Genomic DNA, 20,621 nt, shown 5'->3' with positions numbered 1-20,621 from the left:
CTCAAGGTCGCGTTCGCGAACATGGCCATCTCCCGGGCAATCCCGGCGCTTACGGGATCCTTCGCACGCAGGACACCCCCGTCGGCGACGACTGGATCGTGAGGGAGGCCGAGGAGTTCCCCGGGTCCGCGGCGTCGTCCGGCTGCTCGTCACCGACGAGCGCCACGGCGAGAACCTGGGTGCAGGCCCCCGCGACGCCGTCATCTCCAGCTCATCCATCTCCTCGACGGACATGGCATGGCTCATGGTGAGGCGTGCGGCCTGCCGGGCCGGTGTCCGGGTGTCGCCGGACACCGGCCTGGTTCGGGTCGGTCAGTTCCTGTTCCAGCGCTGGTTGGACTGGCCGTTGCAGGTCCAGACGATCACGGGGGTGTTGTTGGCGGTGGCGTTGTTGTAGACGTCCAGGCACAGGTTGCTGTACTGCACATTGCGGATCGTGCCGTCGGAGTTGAGGTTCCACTGCTGGTTGGCGCCGCCGTTGCAGTCCCAGACCTGCACCTTCGAACCGGCCGTGGCGCCGCTCGGCGCGTCAAGGCACTTGCCGAGGGACTGGATGGTCTGCCCGCTGACCGTCCAGCGCTGGTTGGCCTGGCCGTTGCAGTCCCAGATGACCGGCTGGGTGCCGTTGGCGGTGTTGCTGTTCGGCACGTCCAGGCAACGGCCGGACGACACGCTGACCAGCCTGTTCCCGCCAGCCGTCGGGGTCGGGGTCGGCGTGGGGGTCACGGTCGGGGTCGGCGTGGGGGTCGGGTTCGTGCCGCCGCCGCTGACGCGGTACACGACGGTGCCGTGCGCGGGGACGCTGGCCGAGATGGCGCCGGAAGTGCTGCTGGTGGCGTTCGTCCAGGCGTCGCGCAGCGTGAACGAGCCACCCGACAGGCCGATCGCGGAGGCGGTGGTCGAGACGGTGGTGGTGCCGCCGCCCTGGTTGAACAGCGCGACCGCGACATCGCCGTTGGCCAGCCGCTTGGCCAGCACGCGCCGGGTCCCGTCGTTGCTGACCTGGGTCGCCTGCAGCCCGAGCGAGTCCTGGTTGATGGCGATCAGGTTCTGGTTCTTCAGGATCGTCTGCGTCGCCGAATCCATGCTGCGCACGTCGTTGCCCATGATCAGCGGAGAGGCCATGATCGCCCACAGCGCGAAATGGCTGCGCATCTCGGTGTCGTTCATGCCGCCCCGGCCGACCTCCATCATGTCGGGGTCGTTGAACGCCCCCGGCTTGGCGTAGGAGGCGAGCGGGACGGTGACGTTGACGATGTTCTGGATGCCCATCGGGTACCCGTTGGTCTGACCGGTGTCCCACTTGTTGGTGATGTCCTCGGTCGTCCGCCAGATGTTGGCGACATCACCCCAGTTGCGCCGCGGCCCGGTCTTGTCGTGAATGCTGTTGGAGTTGATGCTGTAAAGGATCGGCCGCCCCGTCGCGGCGAGCGCGTCGCGCATCTTCGCGAACGTGCGCACCTGGTCGTCCATGGTGCCATTAGGCGAGCACCAGTCGTACTTCAGATAGTCCACACCCCAGGCCGCGAACTGCCGGGCATCCTGGACCTCATGCCCCTGGCTTCCGGTCGCGCCCGGGTAGCTGCTGAAGTACTGCGCACAGGTCTTGTCCACGGGCACCTGGTAGATGCCGAACTTCAGACCCTTACCGTGCAGGTAGTCGCCGAGCGCCTTCATCCCGCTGGGGAACCGCGACGGGTTGCCCTGCAGGTTCCCCGCCGAATCGCGGGTGGGATTGAACCAGCAGTCGTCGACCACCACGTACTGATAGCCCAGGTCACGCAACCCGGAGTTGACGATCGCATCGGCCATCTGCTTGATCAGCGTCTCACTGATGTTGCAGCCGAAGGTGTTCCAGCTGTTCCACCCCATCGGCGGCGTGCGCCCCACGCCGTTCTCCAGTGCCTGTGCCGGGACGGCGGTGGCCGTGAGCGCAACCGCGCTCGACGCCAGGGCCAGCGCTCCGGCGATGGCGGGGGCCAGGATGGCGCGTAGCCGTTTTCTGTTCACCAAGCTCCTCGGGGGGTGGAGTCCGGCCCGTTCGGGTCGGCCGGGCCGGTAGGGCTGTGACCGGGTCGCCGCGACGATGTGTTAACGCTAACAATCAGTCGCGGGCCGATCCCGTGCACAGGCGCGGGTGGTCCAGTGGAGCGTGCTTCCGTCCCCGGCCGCCGGTCAAGCGTGGGGCCATCCGCGATCATGTGACCTGTGCGGACGCGGCAGCGCGGATGAATATTTCATCCGGACGACGGCGACCGGCGACCGCTCAGCGCTCGGGCAGTGGGAGGTACTCGAACCAGTCGAAGTCGGCGACGTTGCCGGTGGGGTGGCCTTCGCCGCTGAGGTACATGCCGATGTAGGCGCCGATGAAGCCGCCGGCCACGGTGCTGCTGAGGACGCGGCCGTCGACCGGTTCGCCGAGCAGGCGCCATTCGCCGGGCCGGGTGCCGTAGAGCATCTGGTAGTCCTGCCCGTGGGCCTCCACGCCGAGCCACAGGCGGCCGGGTGACACGTCGGCCTGGATCAGGGTGTGGTCGGCGCCGTCCTTCCTCCTGATCACCGTCAGGCCGCCGGTGGTCATGACGAGCAGGATGTGGAAGTCGTCGTTCTGGACCAGGGCCAGCCCGGCGCGTTCGCGGTTCTCCGGGACGAACTCCATCGCGGCGTGCACGGCGAAGTTCGGATGCTCCTGGCGACGGGCGATGAGGCTGGGGTTGGCCCGCTCGGTGATCGACTCGGGGCGGCCGCGCAGCCGCAGGAAGCCGGGGCGCTCGGTGAGGGTCCAGTACGGCTCGCGCGGCGTGCGCAGGTGGTTCCACTGGGGCATCAGCCGCAGGTTGTCGAAGTTGTCGCAGGCGGGCGGGACCGGCCACCGGCAGGTGGCCAGGGCGGGGGCCTCGCCGTCGAGCCGGACGGGGCCGGGGACCGGCCAGCCGTCCTCCCAGCGCACCGACGTCAGGAAGGTCTCCCTGCCGAGGTTGTAGTGGTAGCCGCCGTACGGCCGCATGGCCAGCAGCACCATCCACCAGTCGCCGCCGGGCGTGCGCACCAGGTCGCCGTGGCCGGTGCCGACGATCGGATGGTCGCGGCCGAGGTTGCGGTGGGTGAGGACGGGGTTGCGGGGGCTGCCGGTGTAGGGGCCGGTGACCCGCTCGGCGCGGGCGACGCTGATGGCGTGGTCGTAGTCGGTGCCGCCCTCGGACACCAGCAGATAGTAGGCCCCGTCGACCTTGTAGATGTGCGGTCCCTCGGCCCAGACGGCGCCTTTGACGGCGCCGTCCCACAGCACGTGCTCCTCGCCGACGAGCTTCATGCCGTCCAGGTCGAGTTCGCGGATCCAGACCTCGGTGTGGTTCTCGTGACGCTGCTGCCGGGCGGGGCGCGTGCCGTGCACCCACGCCCGGCCGTCGTCGTCGAAGAACAGCGACGGGTCGAAGCCCTCGGCCTCGGGCAGCCAGTACGGCTCGCTCCACGGCCCGGCCGGGTCGGCGGCGGTGACGATGAAGTTGCCCGACTCCATCAACCCGTCGATCAACGTGGTGATCATGTAGAAGAGGCCGTCGTGGTGGCGCAGCGTGGGCGCGTAGATCCCGCCGCTCGGCCGGACGCCGTCGATGGGGAGCTGCGACGCCCGGTCGAGCACGTGCCCGAGCTGCCGCCAGTGGACCAGATCCTTGCTGTGGAAGATCGGCACGCCGGGGAACCACTCGAAGCTCGACGTCACCAGGTAGTAGTCCTCGCCCACCCGGCAGATCGAGGGGTCCGGATGGAACCCCGGCAGGATCGGGTTGCTGAAGCGCACCACGTACGGCCTTTCTACTCAGGGACGCTACCGTCCCGGCTACCTGCCCAGTTCGAGCACTCCCCATCCCGCCGTGCTCAAATAGGAGACGCCGGAGGAGTCGTTCCAGGTGACGGCCGCGGTGCGCGCGGCGCCCGTCGCGTCGTTGACCTGGACGTCGAACCCGAGCAGGCCGCCCTTGGCCGGGGTGATCGTCGGCAGCGCGATGGACGCCTCGACGACGTACCCGCCCGGCACCGCCTTGGCCGCGCTCACCAGGTTGTCCTTGACGGCGAAGGCGTCGAAGGTGCCGCCGATGGTCTGCCTGCCGGTGAACGAGACGCGGTACTGCCCGTCGTCATCGTCGTATCCCTTGGTCTTGTCGTTGCCGGGGTCGACGAAGATCTCGACGGAGTCCTGTTCCCACGCGTTCTGCGACTCCTCGCTGAGCCGGGGGTCGGTGACGCGCGCGAGCACGTACAGGTGGCCGGCGTCCCACAGGGTTCGCACCTTGGCCGTCGCGCCGGAGCCGCCCTGGATCCAGGTGGCGGTGGTGATCTCCGGAGCCTTGGCCCAGGCGGCGTCGGCGACGCCGTCGACGACCGGGGCGCCCTTGGCGGCCGTGGTGACCTTGACCGGCGCGGTGAGCGTCAGCTCGCCCTTCCACGAGACGTCCTTGCCGGTCTTGCCGTCGCGGGCGACCAGTTCGAACGGCAGTTTCCCGCCGAGGACGGCCGAGGCGGGCAGCAGGGCCTCGGCGCGGTAGCCGTCCTTCAGGGGCGCCGTGCGGTACCAGGGGGCGTGGCCGTCCCGTTTGACCACGCGGTCGGCGCCGCCGAGCCGCAGCGTCACCGTGTCGGTCCTGTCGCACGTGCGGTCGTCGACCTCGGCCCAGACGGCGAGCCCGGCGGGCGACCAGCGGGCCTGGAAGCGGGCGGCCAGGTCTCCCACGCGGGCGATCGGGGTGTCGGGCAGCAGGTTCCACTGCTGCTCGCGCTCGGCGTCGACCTTCACGGCGGCCTGCGGGGCGTCGAGGCGGCGGGTCAGCGGCGGCAGCTCGGCCGGGTCCACGACGCCCCAGTACGCCGGCTTGGCCTGCAGCTCGTCGTCGAACAGCAGCGGCGGGTTGAGCCGGTTGATCGGGAAGGTCGACAGCCAGGTGCCGTCGTCGGCCAGGCCCCACAGGGTGACCGAGGACAGGCGGGACGCCTGGCGGCGGAAGACGTCGAAGATCTCCTTGTACCGGTATCCCTGCTGGACGATCACCTCGGGCGGGACGGTCGTGTAGGAGGAGACGAAGTCGGTGTAGACGCTCACGTCCAGCTCGGTGACCTGCTGGTCCACGCCCAGTCCGGCGAACAGCTCGATCGTCTTCTCGATCTCGGACGCCGCGGGCCGTTCGATGTTGACGTGCAACTGGTGGCCGACGGCGTCGATCGGCACCCCCTCGGCCCTGAGCTTCTTGACCAGGTTGTACACGGCCTGGCGCTTGCGCGGGAACTCGGTGTTGTAGTCGTTGAGCACCAGCTCGGCCGCCGGGTCTACCTCGTGGGCGACGCGGAAGGCGGTGCGGATGAAGTCGTACCCGGTGACGGTGAACCACGGGCTGCGGCGCATGCCGTCCGGCTGGTACTCGTCCACCACCTCGTTGACGACGTCCCACGTCTTGATCTTGCCCTTGTAGCGGCCCACCACGGTCCTGATGTGGTTCTCCAGGCGCTTGAGCAGCAGCGCCTTGTCGGCGGGGGTGGCGGTCAGGTCGCGGTCGCCGTCCTTGAACACCCAGTCGGGGGTCTGGCTGTGCCAGGCGAGCGTGTGGCCGCGGACCTTCATGCCGTTGTCGAGGGCGAAGCCGACCCGGTGGTCGCCCTCCTCGAAGGTGAACTCGCCCTCACGCGGCTCGGTGGCGTCCCACTTGAGGGAGTTGCCGGTGGTCACGCTGTCGAAGTGCTTGGTGAGCAGCTTCCCGTGCTCGCCGAGGGTCTCCCCCCGCTCGATGGCGGCGCCGATGTCGAACGGCAGCACGTCCTTCAGCGACGGGATGTCGGTCTGGACGGGCTTGGCGGGCACGTACGCCAGTGTGAAGTCGTCGATGTAGAACGGGAAGGTCCCGCTCGCCGACTCGACGTACACACTGAGGAAGTCCACGTCGTAGGCCAGGGTGTATGAACCTTTCAACTGCACCCAGCCGCCGGCGGCGATCGCGGTGGGCGCGGCCACCCTGTCGTAGCTCGCGGTCCCGTTCAGCCCGCGCTCGATCGACAGGCCGAGGTCGCCGGAGGTCGTGTCCGGCCCGAGCCGCACCCACACCGACAGCGTGTACTTCGACCCCTTGGTCATCTTGCCGAGGATGCGCAGCGCGGGGCCGTCCCAGGAGGCGCTCCTGGCGGTGGAGAGCAGGCTGGCGGCGCCGCCGTGGGCCTGGTCTGCGGTGACGGTCAGGGACGCCGAGGCGCGCGGCGACCAGCCCTGCGCGGTGCCGGTCTCGAAGTCGCTGGTCACGCCGGACCGGCCGGGGTCGGTGTCCGCGGTGATCGTGATGTCGTCGAGGTAGAAGGCGGCGGTGGCCTCCGAGCTCTCGGCGTAGAGCTGCAGGCCGGGCGAGTCGGCGCTGAAGGAGTAGGTGCCGCTGATCTCGGTCCAGGCGGCGTCGGTGACCGTGGCCGCGCCGACCCGCTCGTAGGTGGTGGTGCCGCCGTCGGGCGTGCGCTGCACGGTGAGCGCGATCGTGTTCGCGGGCGTCCCCGCGGCCAGGCGGGCGTGGGCGGTGACCGAGTAGATCACCCCCTTCTCCAGGGGCGGGGTGATCGAGGCGCCGTGCCAGGTCTCGGTGCGGCCGGTGGTCAGCAGGGACGCGCCGCCGGAGTGGGCGGCGTCGGAGACGGCCGCGACCGACACTCCGTCGCCGCGCGGCGTCCACCCCTGGGCGGTGCCGTTTTCGAAGTCGTACGTCGCTATCGTCACCTGCGCCGCCGCCTGGGCGGTGCCCGCCGCGGCGGGCGGCAGGACGGACAGCGGTAGGCATAACAGGGCGGCCGCCACCCACGAACGCGGGAACCGCATGCTGGTCTCCTCAAGGTCAGGTCGAATAGAGCCAGGTGCAAGACAGCCCGGACAGCGGTGATCGCCGGGACCGGGCACGGTCCCGGCGATCACGTGCCGGACGTCCGGGCGGGCCGGCCCGTCGGAGGAGCCTCCGGGGTCAGGTGCCGGAGGGCGTGACTCCTGGACGGACGGTCCTCCAGGGGCGGGCATCGGAGGACGCGTACCGGCTTGGGACGTGGCCCGGGTGTTTCGGTTGTGCGGGTCGGCCCGGCGCGCCGGTCAGGCGGCGCCGGAGGTGAGGTTGGCGGTGAGCAGTTCGATGAGCGGGTCGCGCCGGACGCAGCCGGCCAGCGCGAAGGAGTCGGCCAGCGCGAGCAGTTCGCCGTCGTCGAGGCCGCCGAACAGCGCCGCGTACTCCGGCACCAGCGCCTGGGCGATGAGGATGTGCCGGACGAGGTCGTCGGTCTGGTACCGGGAGCCCCACGGGTAGGGGTCCCACTGGGGGAACTCCTCTTCGACGAGCCGGTGCAGCGGCGAGAGCGTGTCGGCCGCCTCCTCCATCGTCGAACCCCAGCGGTCGGCGCCGAGCCGCTTCTTCTTGGCCACGAAGTCGCCGAAGCGCCGCAGGTAGGGCCCGTCGGGGTCGGCGTGCACCAGGCCCTGCAGGCCGATGTCCTTGTAGGTCCACAGCGACCAGCCGGCCTGGTGGGCGTCGAAGATCTCCAGCTGGTCGGACAGGATCTGGTAGCGCTGCCGGTCGATCTCCGGGTCGCCGGTGTAGACCGGGCCGAACTCGCCGACCCACAGCGGTGTGCCGGTCTGCCGCTGGAAGGTCGTGCGTTCTTCGAAGGCCCGCTCCAGCTGGCCGCGGTCCACCCACTCGCCGCGGGTGTACCCCGGGTACGGGCCGCCGTGGGCGAAGCCGGCGAGCGCGTAGTCGTGGCACACGAACACCGTGTTCTCGTACACCTCGCGGAAGATGGAGAAGTCGGTGGAGTAGGTGTTGCCGTCGAGGAACAGGACGTGGGCGGGGTCGACCGCGCGCAGCGCCTTGACCAGGCGGTCGTAGAACGGGCCGATGACCCGGCCGCCGACGTCGCCGGGCTCGTTCATCGGGTTGTACCCGGCGACCCACGGGTTGTCCTTGTAGCGGTCGGCGATCGCCTCCCACAGGTGGACGGCGCGGTCCTGGAAGTGCCGGTGCTGCCAGAACGACGCCACGTGGGTGGGGTTGTCGGAGTGCCAGTGCTGGTTCTGCGAGCCGGGCAGGGCGTGCAGGTCGATGACGCTGTAGATGCGCCGCTCGGCCAGCAGCGCGACGACGCGGTCGAGGTGGCGGAAGCCGTCCTCGATCACCTCCAGCGGCCGGTCGTCGGACTCGAAGTGCCGGTAGTTCACCGGTATGCGCACGCAGTTGACACCCATGGCGGCGAGCAGCGCGGCGTCGTCGGGACCGAAGAACGAGGTGAGCAGCCGGTCGAAGAACATCGCCGCCCGCTCCTCCCCCAGCACCTCGCGCACGGCGCCGCGCATGGCCGACTCGTTGGCGGGGTAGCCGGTGATGAAGTTCTCCATGTTCATCCAGCCCCCAAGGCCCACTCCGCGCAGCCGCACCGGGGTGCCGTCGGCGGCGACGAGGTTGGATCCGGACACACGCAGGGTCATCAGCGCTCCTTCAGGGATGGCCTTGTAGGCCGTGGAAGCTCGGTTTACCGTGCAGGCGGATCACCCCTTCGTCGCTCCCGCGGTGAGACCGCCGATGAGCTGGCGCTCCGCCACGGCGTAGAAGGCGAGGGCGGGCACCATCGCGAGAACGATGTAGGCGAGGATCCTGGCGGTGTCGGCGGAGTACTGCCCGGTGAACTGCTGGACGCCCAGCGGGATGGTCCACCAGTTGGGGTCGTTGAAGATCACCAGCGGCAGGAAGAAGTTGTTCCAGCTGGCCACGACGGCCAGCACCGACACCGTGGCCAGGGCGGGCCTTGCCATCGGCAGCAGGATCCGCCAGAAGAAGCCGAACGAGGTGCAGCCGTCGATCGTCGCGGCCTCCTCCACCTCCCGGGGGATGGTGCGGAAGAACGCGCGCAGGATGATGATCGTCATGGGCAGCCCGAAGGCGGCCTGCGGCAGGATCACGCCGAACGGGTTGTCCAGCAGTCCGAGGGTCCGCAGCAGCACGAACAGCGGCAGGATCGCCACGGCGAACGGGAACATCAGCCCCATCGCGAACAGCGTGTACAGCAACTCCCTGCCGCGGAAGGCGAAGCGGGCGAACACGTACGCCGCCATGGCCGACAGGCCGACGACGATGAGCGTCGTGGCGACCGCGACGAAGATGCTGTTGATGAGCTGGCGCCAGAACGAGCCCGAGAAGAGCACGTCGGTGTAGTTCTCCGGGACCCACGGGTCGGGCAGGCCGAAGGGGTTGGTCGACAGCTGGCCGGTGTCCTTGAACCCGCCGATCACGGCGAACAGCAGCGGCACCACGACGAACGCGCCGAGGATGATGACGACCGTCTGCAGCGAGATGGAGCGGAGCCGGCCGAGGCGGGGCCCCGTCTGCTCCCTGGCGTGCGCGGTCATCGCTGGTCTCCCATGGTGGTGATCGCTCCCTGTGTGTCGCGGCGCATGACGAACCGCTGATAGCCGAGCGCGAACACCAGGCTGATCAGGAACATCACGACGCTGATGGCGCTGCCGTAGCCGATCTGGGAGCGCTTGAAGCCGAACTGGAACATCGTGACGGCCATGGTCTCGGAGGAGTGGATGGGCCCGCCGGCGGTGAGCACCCACACCAGGTCGAAGAGCTGGATCGCCCCGATGATGGACAGGAACACGCTGATGCGGATCGTCGGCCCGAGCAGCGGCAGGGTGACGTACCGGAACTGCTTCCAGGGGCCCGCGCCGTCGATCGAGGCCGCCTCGCCGAGCTCTTTGGGGATGGACTGGCGGCCGGCCAAGTAGAGGATCATGTGGAAGCCGAAGTACTTCCAGATCATGACCAGGAACAGCGACATCATGACCGTGTCGGGTTCGGCCAGCCAGCTCGACTGCAGGCTCTCCAGGCCGATGGAGCCGAGGATCTGGTTGGCGAGGCCCGCCTCCGGCGACAGGATCATGGAGAACAGCACACCGGTGATCACTTCGGAGAGCACGTACGGCGCGAAGAACAGCAGCCGGTAGAACGCCCGGCCGCGCATCTTCTGGTTGAGCAGCATCGCGATCGCCAGCGCCAGCGGAAGCTGGATCACCAGCGACAGGATGATCAGGACGGCGCCGCGCCGCAGGTCGCCGAGGAACACCTCGTCCCTGAACATCCGGGTGTAGTTGTCCAGCCCGATCCAGTTGTCCGGCAGGCCGCCGAGCCCGTTCCACTTGTAGAAGCTCGTGTACGCCGCGATGGCGATCGGCGCGAGCACCAGCAGTATGAAGAGCGCGAGCCCCGGCAGCAGGAACAGCGTGATCGTCGCCAGACCCCTGAACCGGCGACGACGTGGGGATGAGGCGGAGCCCGGGCTCGCCCTGCGCGGTACGCCCGCCGCGGTCTTCGGACGGTCGGTCAGCGCGGGTCGTGTCATCGTCTTGTCCCAGCGTGGAGCCCCGGGCGCAGCCCTGGGGAAACGCGGCACGGTGCCGCTCGTTGGCAGGTGGTTGGGCGCCGTCCGCGGGACCGCCCGAGGGAGGGGGCCGCGCGGCGGCGCGCGGAGATGCCGCCTCCGCGGGGAGACCCGGCGAGGGGCTCCCGGCGGCGGATGGAGAAGCGCCCTCCGCGGGGAGGTCCCGAGGAGGACGCCCCGCGGTGGCGGGTGAGATCGTGCGGTCCGCGGAGCCGCCCCGAGCGGGGCGCCCCGCGGTGGCCGGTGAGGCGGTGGACGCGCCGCGGCGGGAACCACGACGCCGCCGGCCCCGTGAGGTGCGCCGCCGGCGAGCACCGGCCCGAGCCGGGCCCGCCGGTCACGGCGCGCGTGGTTCCCACTTCGCTGTCCGCGCCTTCGTTACTCGGTCTTGGCCGTCTCGGTGATGGCCTGGGCGACCTGCTCGGGGGTCTTGGAGCCGGCGATCAGCGCGGCCACGCTGTCGTTGACCTCCTGCCCGACGGCCGGCGGGTAGGCCTGGTCCAGGTAGAGCTGGAACCCGGAGGCGCCGGCGAGCGTCTTGGCGACGACGGCGAGGTTCGGGTCCTTCACCACGCTCTCCTCGCCCTTGAGCACGGGCTGGATGCCGCCGGTCTCCACCGCCTGGCCGTGGATGTCCTTGCTGGACAGGAACTTCAGGAAGTCCACGGCCTCGGCCGGGGCGTTCACGCCGACCGCGTACCCGCCGCCGCCGCCGAAGGCGTCGGTGGCCGAGCCCTTGCCGCCGTCGACGGCCGGGAAGGTGAAGAAGCCGAGCTTGTCGCCCAGGCCCTTCTTGCTCGCGTCCTTCTGGACGGTCGGCGCCCACTGGCCCATCAGCTCCATGGCGGCCTTGCCGTTGCCCATGAGGGCGGCCTGGCCGTCGGGGGTGGAGTAGGCGGCGCCGAGGTAGCCCTTCTGGAACGGCTGCAGGTCGGCCAGTTCCTTGAGCTTCTGACCGGCCGCGATGAAGTCCGGCTTGTTGAAGTCGTCATCGACGGCGGCCTGCTTGAGCGCGTCCAGGCCGGCGATGCGCATGGCGAGGTAGGCCCAGTAGTAGTGACCGGGCCACTTCTCCTTGCCGGCGAGCGCGATCGGGGTGATGCCGGCCGCCTTGATCTTCCTGACGGCGTCGAGGAACTCGGTCCAGGTGGCGGGCGGCTGGGTGACGCCGGCCTTCTCGAACAGCGTCTTGTTGTACCAGAAGCCGACCATGCCGATGTCCTGCGGCACCGCGTAGGTCTTCTGGTCGAACTGGTACGCCGCCAGCGCGGCCGGGGTGAAGTCGGCGAGCCAGGTGGCCGCCTCGGAGGAGAGGTCCTTCACCAGGCCGGCGTCGATCTGCTGCTTCAGCACGCCACCACCCCAGGTGGTGTAGATGTCCGGGGTCTTGCCGGACTGCGTGACCGTGGCGAGCTTGGCCTTGAACGCCTCGTTCTCGATCGGGACGTTCTTGATCGTGACGTTCGGGTGCGCGGTCTGGTACTCCTTGACCTTCTGCTCATAGAAGCTTTTCATAGGTTCGGTGGTGGAGATGTTCCACCACTCGACGGTGACCTTGCCGGCCGACGCGGTCCCCGTCGCCGCCCCGCCCGTGGCCCCCTCTGTGTTGCCCTGCCCGCCGCAGCCTCCCGCTAGCAGCACCGCCGTTGCGGCCAGTAAGACCACACTTCGCCGACTCAACGACATCCTCGTGGTTCCTTCCTCATTTACGCACCCGCTGCGAGACCTACGGACTCAGCCCCGAGAACTTTGAAAGTTTCTTTGGCACCCCCGAATATTTCGTGACCCGGAGAGTACGTAAACCCCCCGTAACACGTCAATAGCCACGCAGGAACGGGTTCGCGGTGCCAAGGACAGCATGGCGGCCGGAAGGGTGCTGAGAACAGTGGCCCCGGCGGGGCAATTCCGAAAGCTTTCGGATACACTCCGTCGCATGTCAGCGAAGAGGCGGGTCACCATCGCACTGATCGCCGAGGAGGCCGGAGTCTCGGTCCCGACGGTGTCCAAGGTCGTCAACGGCCGTCCCGAGGTGGCGCCGGAAACACGCCGCAGGGTCGAGCGGCTGCTCCACGAGCACGGCTATCGGCGCCGCACCGGCCAGGGTGACGGCCCGGTGGGCCTCATCGACCTGGTCTTCGCCGAGATCGAGAGCCCGTGGGCGATGGAGATCATCCGCGGGGCCGAGACGGCGGCCCGCGAGGCCGACGCCGCCGTGGTGGTCTCGGTGCTGCACACCCACTCGGGGCCGGGCCGCGACTGGCTCGACCGCATCGCCGCCCGCCGCACCGACGGCGTGGTCCTGGTCGCCTCGCGGCTCACCCGCCGCCAGCACGGCCAGCTCCTCGCCCGTTCCATACCGTTCGTCATCGTCGACCCCGAGGGCGAGCCCGCGCCCGACGTCGCCTCGGTGGGGGCGACCAACTGGCACGGCGGCCTCGCCGCCACCCGCCACCTGCTGGAGCTCGGCCACCGCCGCATCGGCATGATCGGCGGGCCGCCCGAGATGCTCTGCAGCCGGGCGCGCATCGACGGCTACCGCGCCGCCCTGGAGACCGCCGGGGTGGCCGTCGACCCCGAGCTGATCCGCTACGGCGACTTCCTGGTGGACTCCGGCCACGTCCACGGCAAGGCGTTCCTCGAACTGCCCGACCGGCCGACCGCCATCTTCGCGGGCAGCGACATGCAGGCGTTCGGCGTGTTCGAGGCCGTGCGGCGCGCCGGGCTGCGCGTCCCCGACGACCTCAGCGTGGTCGGGTTCGACGACCTGCCCCTGGCCCGCTCGGCGTGGCCGCCGCTGACCACCGTGCGCCAGCCGCTGGAGGAGATGGCCGCGCTGGCCACCCGCATGGCGCTGGAGATCTCGCGCGGCGACTCCCTGGAGACGAGGCGGGTGGAGCTCGCCACCGACCTGCTCATCCGCGACAGCACGGCGCCGCGGACGCCATAGCGGTCCCGCCTCCGGCCCGCCGGGGCGCGATCTCGCCCTCGCGGCCGGCGGGCGGGCGGTCTTGACGTCCGTCGCCCGCCCGCTTTAGGTTTCTGGCACACGAAAACTCTCGTAAAACTTCTGAAAGTTTCGGAGGGTCCGGGTGCCCAGACGAGCGCGGGTCGCCATCTGCGAGATGGTAAGCGCTGCTCATCAGGCATACGCCGGCGTGCTCACCCGTTTCCGGTTTTCGCCGGACGCGGTCGTTCCCCGCGCCGACGGGCACGCGCGATGATCCGGGTGGCCATCGTCGGCGCCGGAGGCATCGCCGGGTACTCCCACATGCCGGCGCTCGCCGCCGAGCGCCACCGCGCCACGGTGGTGGCCGCCGCCGACGTCGACGGGCCGCGAGCGCGGGCGTTCTGCGCCGAGCACGACATCCCGCGGGCCTACACCGACCTCGGCGAGATGCTGGCCCGCGAGCGTCCCGAACTCGTCCACGTCTGCACCCCGCCGCACCTGCACGCGCGCCAGATCGTCCAGTGTCTGAGCGCCGGTGCGTGGGTGTGGTGCGAGAAGCCGCTGTGCCTGTCACTGGCGGAACACGATCGGATCACGGCGGCGGAGAACGGCACCTACGCCGCCGTGGTCTTCCAGCACCGCTTCGGCTCGGGCGCGCGGCACCTGCGCGAGCTGGCCGCGAGCGGCGTCCTCGGGCCCGCCATGGTGTGCCTGTGCGTCACGGCGTGGTACCGGGACCACGCCTACTACTCGGTGCCCTGGCGAGGCAGGTGGAAGACCGAGGGCGGCGGCCCCACCATGGGGCACGGCATCCACCAGATGGACCTCATGCTGTCGATCCTCGGCGAGTGGGAGGAGATCCGCGCCATGACCGGCCGGATCGACCGCCCGGTGGAGACCGAGGACGTGTCCATGGCCACGGTGCGGTTCGCCGGCGGGGCCATGGCCTCGGTGGTCAACAGCGTGCTGTCCCGCCGTGAGGAGAGCTACCTGCGCTTCGACTTCGGCGCGGCCACCGTCGAGCTGAGGCACCTGTACGGGTACGGCAACCAGAACTGGACGTGCGACCCCCCTGAGCTGTGGCGGCCGGCCGACGACGTGCCGAGCTCGCACGCCGCCCAGCTGTCGGGCCTGCTGGACGCCTACGAGCGCGGCGAGCGGCCGCCGATGAGCGGCGCCGAGGGACGGCAGGCGCTGGAGCTGGCCACCGGCCTGTACGCCTCGGCGTTCACCGGCAGGCCGGTGCTGCGCTCGGAGCTCACGGCGGACCACCCGTTCTACCGCCGTCTCGACGCGGGCGCGGCCTCATGAGCGCCGGCGACGCCGTGACAGTCGACGACACCGGGACCGAACTGGTCGCGACCGCCCGCGGCGTCGAGCTGATGCGGTACGTCTACCGCCCCGACATGCCGGCGACCGAGTCCAGCAAGCCCTACGCCCACCCGCTGCGCACCCTGGCCGGCGACGTGGTCACCGGCTACCGGCCGCACGACCACCGCTGGCACAAGGGCCTGCAGATGACGGTGTCCCACCTGTCGGGCCAGAACTTCTGGGGCGGCGGGACGTACGTGCACGACAGGCGGACCTACGTCGATCTGCCCAACGTCGGCAGCATGCGCCACGAGGAGTTCACCGCCCCCGGCCGCGAACGGCTGAGCTGGCACACGCAGGCGGGCGAGCACTGGGTGGACGAGGTGCGGCGGCTGACCGTCAAAGACGTGGAGGGCACCTCATGGGCGCTCGAGGTGTCCTCCACCATGACCAACACCCGGGCGGAGCCGCTCCGCTTCGGCAGCCCGACGACCCACGGCAGGCCGATGGCCGGGTACTGCGGCCTGTTCTGGCGCGGCCCGAGGGCGTTCGCCGACGGCCGGGTGATCGCCGAGGGAGGCCAGGGCGGGCCGGAGATGATGGGGCGCACCGCGTCCTGGCTGGCCTACACCGGGTGGCACGACGAGGTGGACCGGGCCTCGACGCTGCTGTTCCTCGCCGCGCCGGGCACCACGTGGTTCGTCCGCACCACTCCCTTCGCCGCCGTGAACCCCTCGCTGGCCTTCCACGAGGAGGTCGAGCTGGCCCCGGGCGCGAGCTGGAGCGTGCGCTACCGGGTCGTGGTCGCCGACGGCGCCTGGGACCGCGACGCGCTGGAAAGCTACGTGCGGGACCACCCGCCCGCGCCCTGAGGACAGGAGAGCGGCCATGACCTTCCCCGGCGGCGTCGGCGTCTCCGGACTGCGCGTCTACGACTGGCCCTCGGCCGACGGCGTCCGCGGCGGCACGCCGCACATGCACCTGCTGTGCTCGGAGGCCTACGTCGTGGTGGAGGGCGCAGGCGCGGTGCAGACGCTGACCTGGAACGGGTACGCGGAGACGCCTCTCGCGCCCGGCGCGGTGGTCCGGTTCACCCCCGGCACGATCCACCGGCTGGTCAACGACGACGCCCGCCTGCGCATCGTCGTCGTCATGCAGAACAGCGGCCTGCCCGAGGCGGGCGACGCCGTGTTCACCTTCCCGCCCGCCGTGCTGGACGACCCGGCCAGGTACCACAAGGTCGCGGCGATCACCGACGAGGCGGGGGCGCGGCGGCGCAGGGACCTCGCCGTCGAGGGCTTCGAGAGGCGGTGGCGGGCCGGCGCGCTGCGGGCCGCCGAGGCCACGGGCGTCCACCTGCGGGCCCTGCGCGAAGGAGACACCGAGCACCTCAGGGACGCCGGGATCCTCTCGACGGCCCCCGAGCCGCGCCTCGGCATGTGCGGCCGGCTGGACACCTACCCCCTCGGCGGCTGACGCCCACCGCCTCCCGCCGCCCGGACTCGGGAGGACGCGGCCGTCGTGACCGGCCACGCCAGGCGTGCGGCGCCGGGCGGGGGCGGCGGGCGGAGCGGCGGCTCAGGGGACGGAGCGGATCTTCCACACCAGGCCCGCGCCGAGCAGCGTCAGCGCGGCGGCGGTGAGGTACAGCACCGGGTAGCCGCCCAGCCCCGACACGATGGGGCCGGCGATCACCGGCCCGAGCACCTGCGGGCCCGAGTTGGCGATGTTGATCACACCGAGGTCCTTCGCCCGGCCGGCCGCCGCGGGCAGCACCTGCGTGACCAGGGCGTTGTCCACCGACAGGTAGACGCCGAACCCGATCCCCATGATCACGGCGGCCGCGACGACCACCGTCCACGCGGGCCAGAAGGCCAGCATGACGGCGGGGACGGCGCTGATCACGCCCGCCGCCGTCACGAGCGTCTTCCGCCTGCCCAGGCGGTCGGAGATCACGCCGCCGGCCACCGCGGTGAGCACCACCGCGACGGTGTAGACGAGGATGAGCACCAGCAGGCCGTCCTCGGCCTTGCTCCCGGGGAACAGCCGCTCGTAGCCCACCGCGTCGGTGAGGAAGTACAGCAGGTACAGCAGGGCGATGGCGTTGCCGAGCTGCATCAGGAAGCGGGTCAGCCAGGCCCAGGCGAAGTCGGGATGGGCGCGCGGGCTCACCCAGAAGCTCCGCAGAAAGCTCCCGAGGCCGAACGGGGGCCGGTGCCCGGCGGGCAGCCGGGGGTCGCGCGTGGTCAGGACGAACGGCAGCACCCCGAGCGGCACCAGTGCGCCGATCAGCAGATATCCCGATTCGGTGGTGGTGGCGACCATCGTCACCAGCACGACCGCCAGCACCACCCCGAGCGTCTGCGGGACGCCGATCCACCCGGACACCTCGCCGCGCTGGCCGACCGGGACATGGTCGGGCACGCCGGCCGTGAGCGCGGCCTGCATGGCGTTCAGCCCGGCCTGTGCCAGGCACCAGCCGATCAGGACGCCCGCGACCGACCCCTGGAACGCCAGGAAGGCCAGGCCCAGGCCGCCGGCGACCGCGCCCAGCAGCGTCCACGGGTGACGCCTGCCGAAGCGGCCGGTCGTGCGGTCGGACAGGGCCCCGGCCAGCGGGTTGAAGACCATGGCCACCGCCGCGCCGGCGCCGGTCACCCACGCCAGGGCGCTCTCCTTGCCCGCGGGGGCGGCGAGCGCCATCTGCTGCGGCAGCAGCACCTGGAGCGGGCCGAAGTACCCCATCCACAGGACGAGGTTGGCCAGCGAGATGAACGCGACCCAGCGGGGGCGGACCCGCGCGACGGGCTCGGCGAGGGCGATCGGGAGGTCGTGCGGCGGTGTGACAGGGGGGACGGTGCTCACCAGCGCGGCTCCTAGTGACGAGGCGTGCCCGGATGGTAGTGGCCGCACCCCCCGCCGATAAAGACCCACTTCGACACTCCCCGAAATCGGATGAGGCCGCGAGACGCCGCGAGGAAGGAGTGGTCGTCAGGGTCTGCGCGCGGTGAGGACCTCGGTGGTGAACTCCTCCTGCCAGACGCCGCTCGGGTTGGCCTCGGTCAGCGCGGCGCCGAGGGCCTCGACGAAGTCGGGCAGCCGGTCGCCGAGGCGGGCGGGCGTGGAGTAGGAGAACGAGAACTGCAGGCCGATCACCTGCTCGGTGTCGCGCCGCACCGTGCGGTGGAACGACGCCGCGGAGGTCGCGCTGAACGGCGACTCGGCGAGCACCTCCAGGTGGCGGCGGCCGGACTGCCGGTAGGACTCGCTGTTCATCCGCCACTCCAGCTCGAACCGCCGCCGTACCGCCTGCACCACCGGCTCCCACGGCGGCTCGACGGGGTCGCGGGCCGGGCCGGCCAGCACGACGGCCCCGTCCGGGGGGAGCATGGCGTCGAGGTCGGCGAGCACCTGGGCGCGCTCCATCCAGTGGAACGAACGGCCCATCACGACGTGGTCGACCCGGCCCAGCGGCAGCCGCCTCAGCCGGCTCGAATCGCCCTGGAGCCACTGGATGTTCGACGGCGCTCCGCGCGCCCCCTCGGCCAGCATGTCGTCGCTCGGGTCGACGGCGACGACGGCGCCGGCGAACCGGGACAGCGGGATGGTCAGCGTGCCGGGGCCGCACCCCAGGTCGAGCACCCTGGACCGCCTGCCGAGGGCCAGTTCGCGCGCGATGTGAGCGACGGCCTCATCGCCGTAGCCGGTGCGGTAGCGCCGGTAGTGCTCGGCGGTGCCGTCGTACAGCAGCCTGGGCTCCACCTCGGCAATCCTAGTCGGCGCCGCCGCAGGCCGGGGATGCGGGCGAGGTGGCGGCGGTCGCGCCGGGGCCCCTCGGGACCTCACCGGGGCGCACAGGTGGCACCATGGCAGCGTCTGCTCTGAACGATGGAAAGGTCATGTCCATTGACGTCCTGTCACGGCTGGAGAGCCCAGTGAGACGGCTGCTCACGGTCCTGCTGACCGCCTGCGCGGCGTTGGCCGTGGCGGTCGCGCCCGCCCAGGCGCACAACGTGCTGACCGGCAGCGATCCCAAGGACGGCGCCCGGCTCGCCGCGCTCCCCGGCCGGGTGACGCTGACCTTCGACCAACCGGTGCGTGCCGACTTCGCCCAGGTGGCCGTCACCGGGCCCGACGGGTCGACCTCCAAGGCGGCGATCAAGGTCGTGGACGCCGAGGTAACGGCCGAGTTGCCCGCTCCGCCCTCCGCGGGGGCGGCGGGCGCGTACGTCATCGGTTACCAGATCCTGTCCAACGACGGGCACCCGGTCACCGGCAAGATCGGCTTCACCGTCACCGGGGCGGCCGTTCAGCCGTCGGCCGCACCGCCCTCCGCCGGGGCCGTCCCCACGCCTGGCCCCTCGGCGGCGGGAGCCCCGCCCCAGGCCGCGCCGGACGCCTCCCCGGGTGTGGGCGGCCAGGCGCCCGCGGGCGCCCAGCCGCTCGCCCGGTCGGCGGCGCAGAGCACGGGCGGCGGGGGCTGGGTGTGGGGCCTGCTCGTCGCCGCGCTGCTGCTCTCGGGCCTCGGCATCCTGGTCGTCGCCCGCCACGGCCGCGCGACCGCTGGAGGCGGCGCGTGAGCACCACCGACGAGACCGGCGGCCGGACGGCGACCCGCCCTCCCGGCCCGGACGAGACGCCACCGGCCGCCGGCGACGACGCGGCGCCGGTCACGGAGCACGACGCTGCGCCGAACGGGGCCGGTCGCGACGCGGCGCCGGCCGGCGGGGGCGTGCGGCTGTGGCCGGTGTGGGGGCCGGCGTGGGGCCTGGCGGGGGCGGCGCTGGTGGCGGTGACGGCCGCGACCTGGTGGACCTCCCCGCAGGCCGTTCCAGGGATCACGCTCCCCGGGCCGCTGGTGGCGTACGGCCTGCCGGTCACCCGCCTGGCCATGGAACTGTGCGCCCTGGCCGCCGTCGGGCTCAGCCTGCTGCCCAAGCTGCTCGGCTTCGACGACCCCGCACGCACCGAGCCGGTCCTGACCAGGGCCCGCGCCTGGGCGGTGCTCGCCGCCTTCGGCTGGGCCGTCACGGCGCTGGCCGCCATGGTGCTCAGCGCCGCGGAGGTGACCCCGGGACGGGCGCCCGACCCCGGGGCCTACGTCGAGACGCTCGGCTCGGGACAGGGCCTGGTGATCAGCGCGGCCTGCGCCCTGGCCTTCACGTTCTTCGGCCTGCTGGCCGTGCGCTTCGGCGAGAACGTGCCCGCGGAGATCCGCGTCGTCGTCGCCGTGTTCGGCCTGCTGCCGCTGCCGGTCAGCGGGCACGCCTCGAACTGGTACTGGCACGAGCTGAGCATGGTCTCGATGGAGCTGCACGTCGTCGCGGCCGCGCTGTGGACGGGCGGCCTGGCGGCCATGGTTGTGCTGCTGGCGCGGCACCGCGACCTGCTGGCCCGGGCTCTGCCGAGGTTCTCCCGCCTGGCCACCGTCGCGCTCATCGTCGTCGGCCTGTCCGGGCTGTTCAACGGGCTCGTCGAGCTGGCGCTGTCGCCCATCACCAGCCTGCCGGGGTCGCTGTTCACGACCCACTACGGCCAGCTGGTGCTCGTGAAGATCGCCTGTATGGCCGGCGTGGCGTTGCTGGGCGCCAACATCCGCTGGCGCCTGATGCCGTCCCTCGTCCAGCGCAGGCCGGCGGCATTCGCCGCCTGGGCGGCGCTGGAGGTGGCCGTGATGGGCGTGGCCTACGGCGTGGCCGTCGCCCTCACCCGCGCCCCCGTCGCCTGACGGGAGATACCGGGTCGCCCGATCGGGCGGACCCGGTGCCCGGTGGCCGCTGGTGAGTGAGCACTTCGCTTCCCGGCCCGAGGCCGGCCGTGGGGGGCCCCCAGGGGGGGGGGGGGGGGGGAAGGGGGGGGGGGGGGGGGGGGAGGGGGGGGGGGGGGCCCAAGGGAGGGGGGACGGGGGCTTCCGTTTTCC

The 20,621-nt window shown here is 71.4% G+C and carries 15 protein-coding genes; 6 read left to right on the top strand and 9 right to left on the bottom strand.

The window, feature by feature from the left end:
* Nucleotides 1-312 precede the first annotated feature (312 nt).
* From ACZ6QO_RS00760 to ACZ6QO_RS00730, 7 genes are all read right to left on the bottom strand, one after another.
* The gene (locus ACZ6QO_RS00760; RefSeq protein WP_465846342.1) at nucleotides 313-2,010 is read right to left on the bottom strand and encodes a glycoside hydrolase family 27 protein; all 1,698 of its coding nucleotides are present in this window, start codon (nucleotides 2,008-2,010) and stop codon (nucleotides 313-315) included.
* A gap of 256 nt (nucleotides 2,011-2,266) precedes the next feature.
* Complete coding sequence (locus tag ACZ6QO_RS00755; RefSeq protein WP_465846340.1) at nucleotides 2,267-3,805, bottom strand: glycoside hydrolase family 43 protein; 1,539 nt, start codon at nucleotides 3,803-3,805, stop codon at nucleotides 2,267-2,269.
* A gap of 36 nt (nucleotides 3,806-3,841) precedes the next feature.
* Nucleotides 3,842-6,844, bottom strand: a complete 3,003-nt coding sequence (locus tag ACZ6QO_RS00750) for an endo-1,4-beta-xylanase (protein WP_465846338.1) — start codon at nucleotides 6,842-6,844, stop codon at nucleotides 3,842-3,844.
* Between the two features lie 261 nt (nucleotides 6,845-7,105).
* A complete protein-coding gene (locus tag ACZ6QO_RS00745) occupies nucleotides 7,106-8,491 on the bottom strand; it encodes a glycoside hydrolase family 5 protein (RefSeq protein ID WP_465846336.1) in 1,386 nt (461 codons plus the stop codon).
* Nucleotides 8,492-8,551: 60 nt separating this feature from the next.
* Nucleotides 8,552-9,409 (bottom strand): carbohydrate ABC transporter permease, encoded by an 858-nt coding sequence (locus ACZ6QO_RS00740; protein WP_465846334.1) that lies wholly within the window; start codon nucleotides 9,407-9,409, stop codon nucleotides 8,552-8,554.
* A complete protein-coding gene (locus ACZ6QO_RS00735; protein WP_465846333.1) occupies nucleotides 9,406-10,404 on the bottom strand; it encodes a carbohydrate ABC transporter permease in 999 nt (332 codons plus the stop codon). Before ACZ6QO_RS00735 ends, ACZ6QO_RS00740 begins: the two co-directional genes overlap by 4 nt.
* Nucleotides 10,405-10,821: 417 nt before the next feature.
* The gene (locus ACZ6QO_RS00730) at nucleotides 10,822-11,958 is read right to left on the bottom strand and encodes an extracellular solute-binding protein (RefSeq protein ID WP_465846330.1); all 1,137 of its coding nucleotides are present in this window, start codon (nucleotides 11,956-11,958) and stop codon (nucleotides 10,822-10,824) included.
* A 418-nt stretch (nucleotides 11,959-12,376) separates the two neighbouring features.
* On the opposite strand from ACZ6QO_RS00730, the gene ACZ6QO_RS00725 reads away from it, so the two are divergent.
* The 4 genes from ACZ6QO_RS00725 (at nucleotide 12,377) to ACZ6QO_RS00710 (ending at nucleotide 16,177) form a co-directional block, all read left to right on the top strand.
* Nucleotides 12,377-13,390: a LacI family DNA-binding transcriptional regulator gene (locus ACZ6QO_RS00725; protein WP_465846328.1), complete on the top strand. Its 1,014-nt coding sequence runs from the start codon at nucleotides 12,377-12,379 to the stop codon at nucleotides 13,388-13,390.
* Nucleotides 13,391-13,660: 270 nt separating this feature from the next.
* A complete protein-coding gene (locus ACZ6QO_RS00720; protein WP_465846327.1) occupies nucleotides 13,661-14,701 on the top strand; it encodes a Gfo/Idh/MocA family protein in 1,041 nt (346 codons plus the stop codon).
* 14 nt (nucleotides 14,702-14,715) lie between these two features.
* On the top strand, nucleotides 14,716-15,573 hold the full coding sequence (locus ACZ6QO_RS00715) for a DUF6807 domain-containing protein (protein ID WP_465846326.1): 858 nt from the start codon (nucleotides 14,716-14,718) through the stop codon (nucleotides 15,571-15,573).
* Between the two features lie 16 nt (nucleotides 15,574-15,589).
* Nucleotides 15,590-16,177: a cupin domain-containing protein gene (locus ACZ6QO_RS00710; RefSeq protein ID WP_465846325.1), complete on the top strand. Its 588-nt coding sequence runs from the start codon at nucleotides 15,590-15,592 to the stop codon at nucleotides 16,175-16,177.
* 102 nt (nucleotides 16,178-16,279) lie between these two features.
* Here the strand turns inward: ACZ6QO_RS00710 and ACZ6QO_RS00705 are convergent, their stop codons facing one another.
* Both ACZ6QO_RS00705 and ACZ6QO_RS00700 read right to left on the bottom strand, forming a co-directional pair.
* On the bottom strand, nucleotides 16,280-17,566 hold the full coding sequence (locus ACZ6QO_RS00705) for an MFS transporter (RefSeq protein ID WP_465846323.1): 1,287 nt from the start codon (nucleotides 17,564-17,566) through the stop codon (nucleotides 16,280-16,282).
* Between the two features lie 126 nt (nucleotides 17,567-17,692).
* Nucleotides 17,693-18,463, bottom strand: coding sequence for a class I SAM-dependent methyltransferase (locus ACZ6QO_RS00700; protein WP_465846322.1), 771 nt, complete (start codon nucleotides 18,461-18,463; stop codon nucleotides 17,693-17,695).
* A 137-nt stretch (nucleotides 18,464-18,600) separates the two neighbouring features.
* Here ACZ6QO_RS00700 and ACZ6QO_RS00695 point away from each other — a divergent pair, with 137 nt between their 5' ends.
* Both ACZ6QO_RS00695 and ACZ6QO_RS00690 read left to right on the top strand, forming a co-directional pair.
* Nucleotides 18,601-19,281: a copper resistance CopC family protein gene (locus ACZ6QO_RS00695; protein WP_465846321.1), complete on the top strand. Its 681-nt coding sequence runs from the start codon at nucleotides 18,601-18,603 to the stop codon at nucleotides 19,279-19,281.
* A complete protein-coding gene (locus ACZ6QO_RS00690; protein ID WP_465846319.1) occupies nucleotides 19,278-20,429 on the top strand; it encodes a copper resistance D family protein in 1,152 nt (383 codons plus the stop codon). The genes ACZ6QO_RS00695 and ACZ6QO_RS00690 overlap by 4 nt, the downstream gene beginning before the upstream one ends.
* Nucleotides 20,430-20,621: the final 192 nt, after the last annotated feature.

Source organism: Sphaerisporangium sp. NPDC049457, from assembly GCF_055586705.1.
This window is presented reverse-complemented; position numbering and strand designations above follow the sequence as displayed.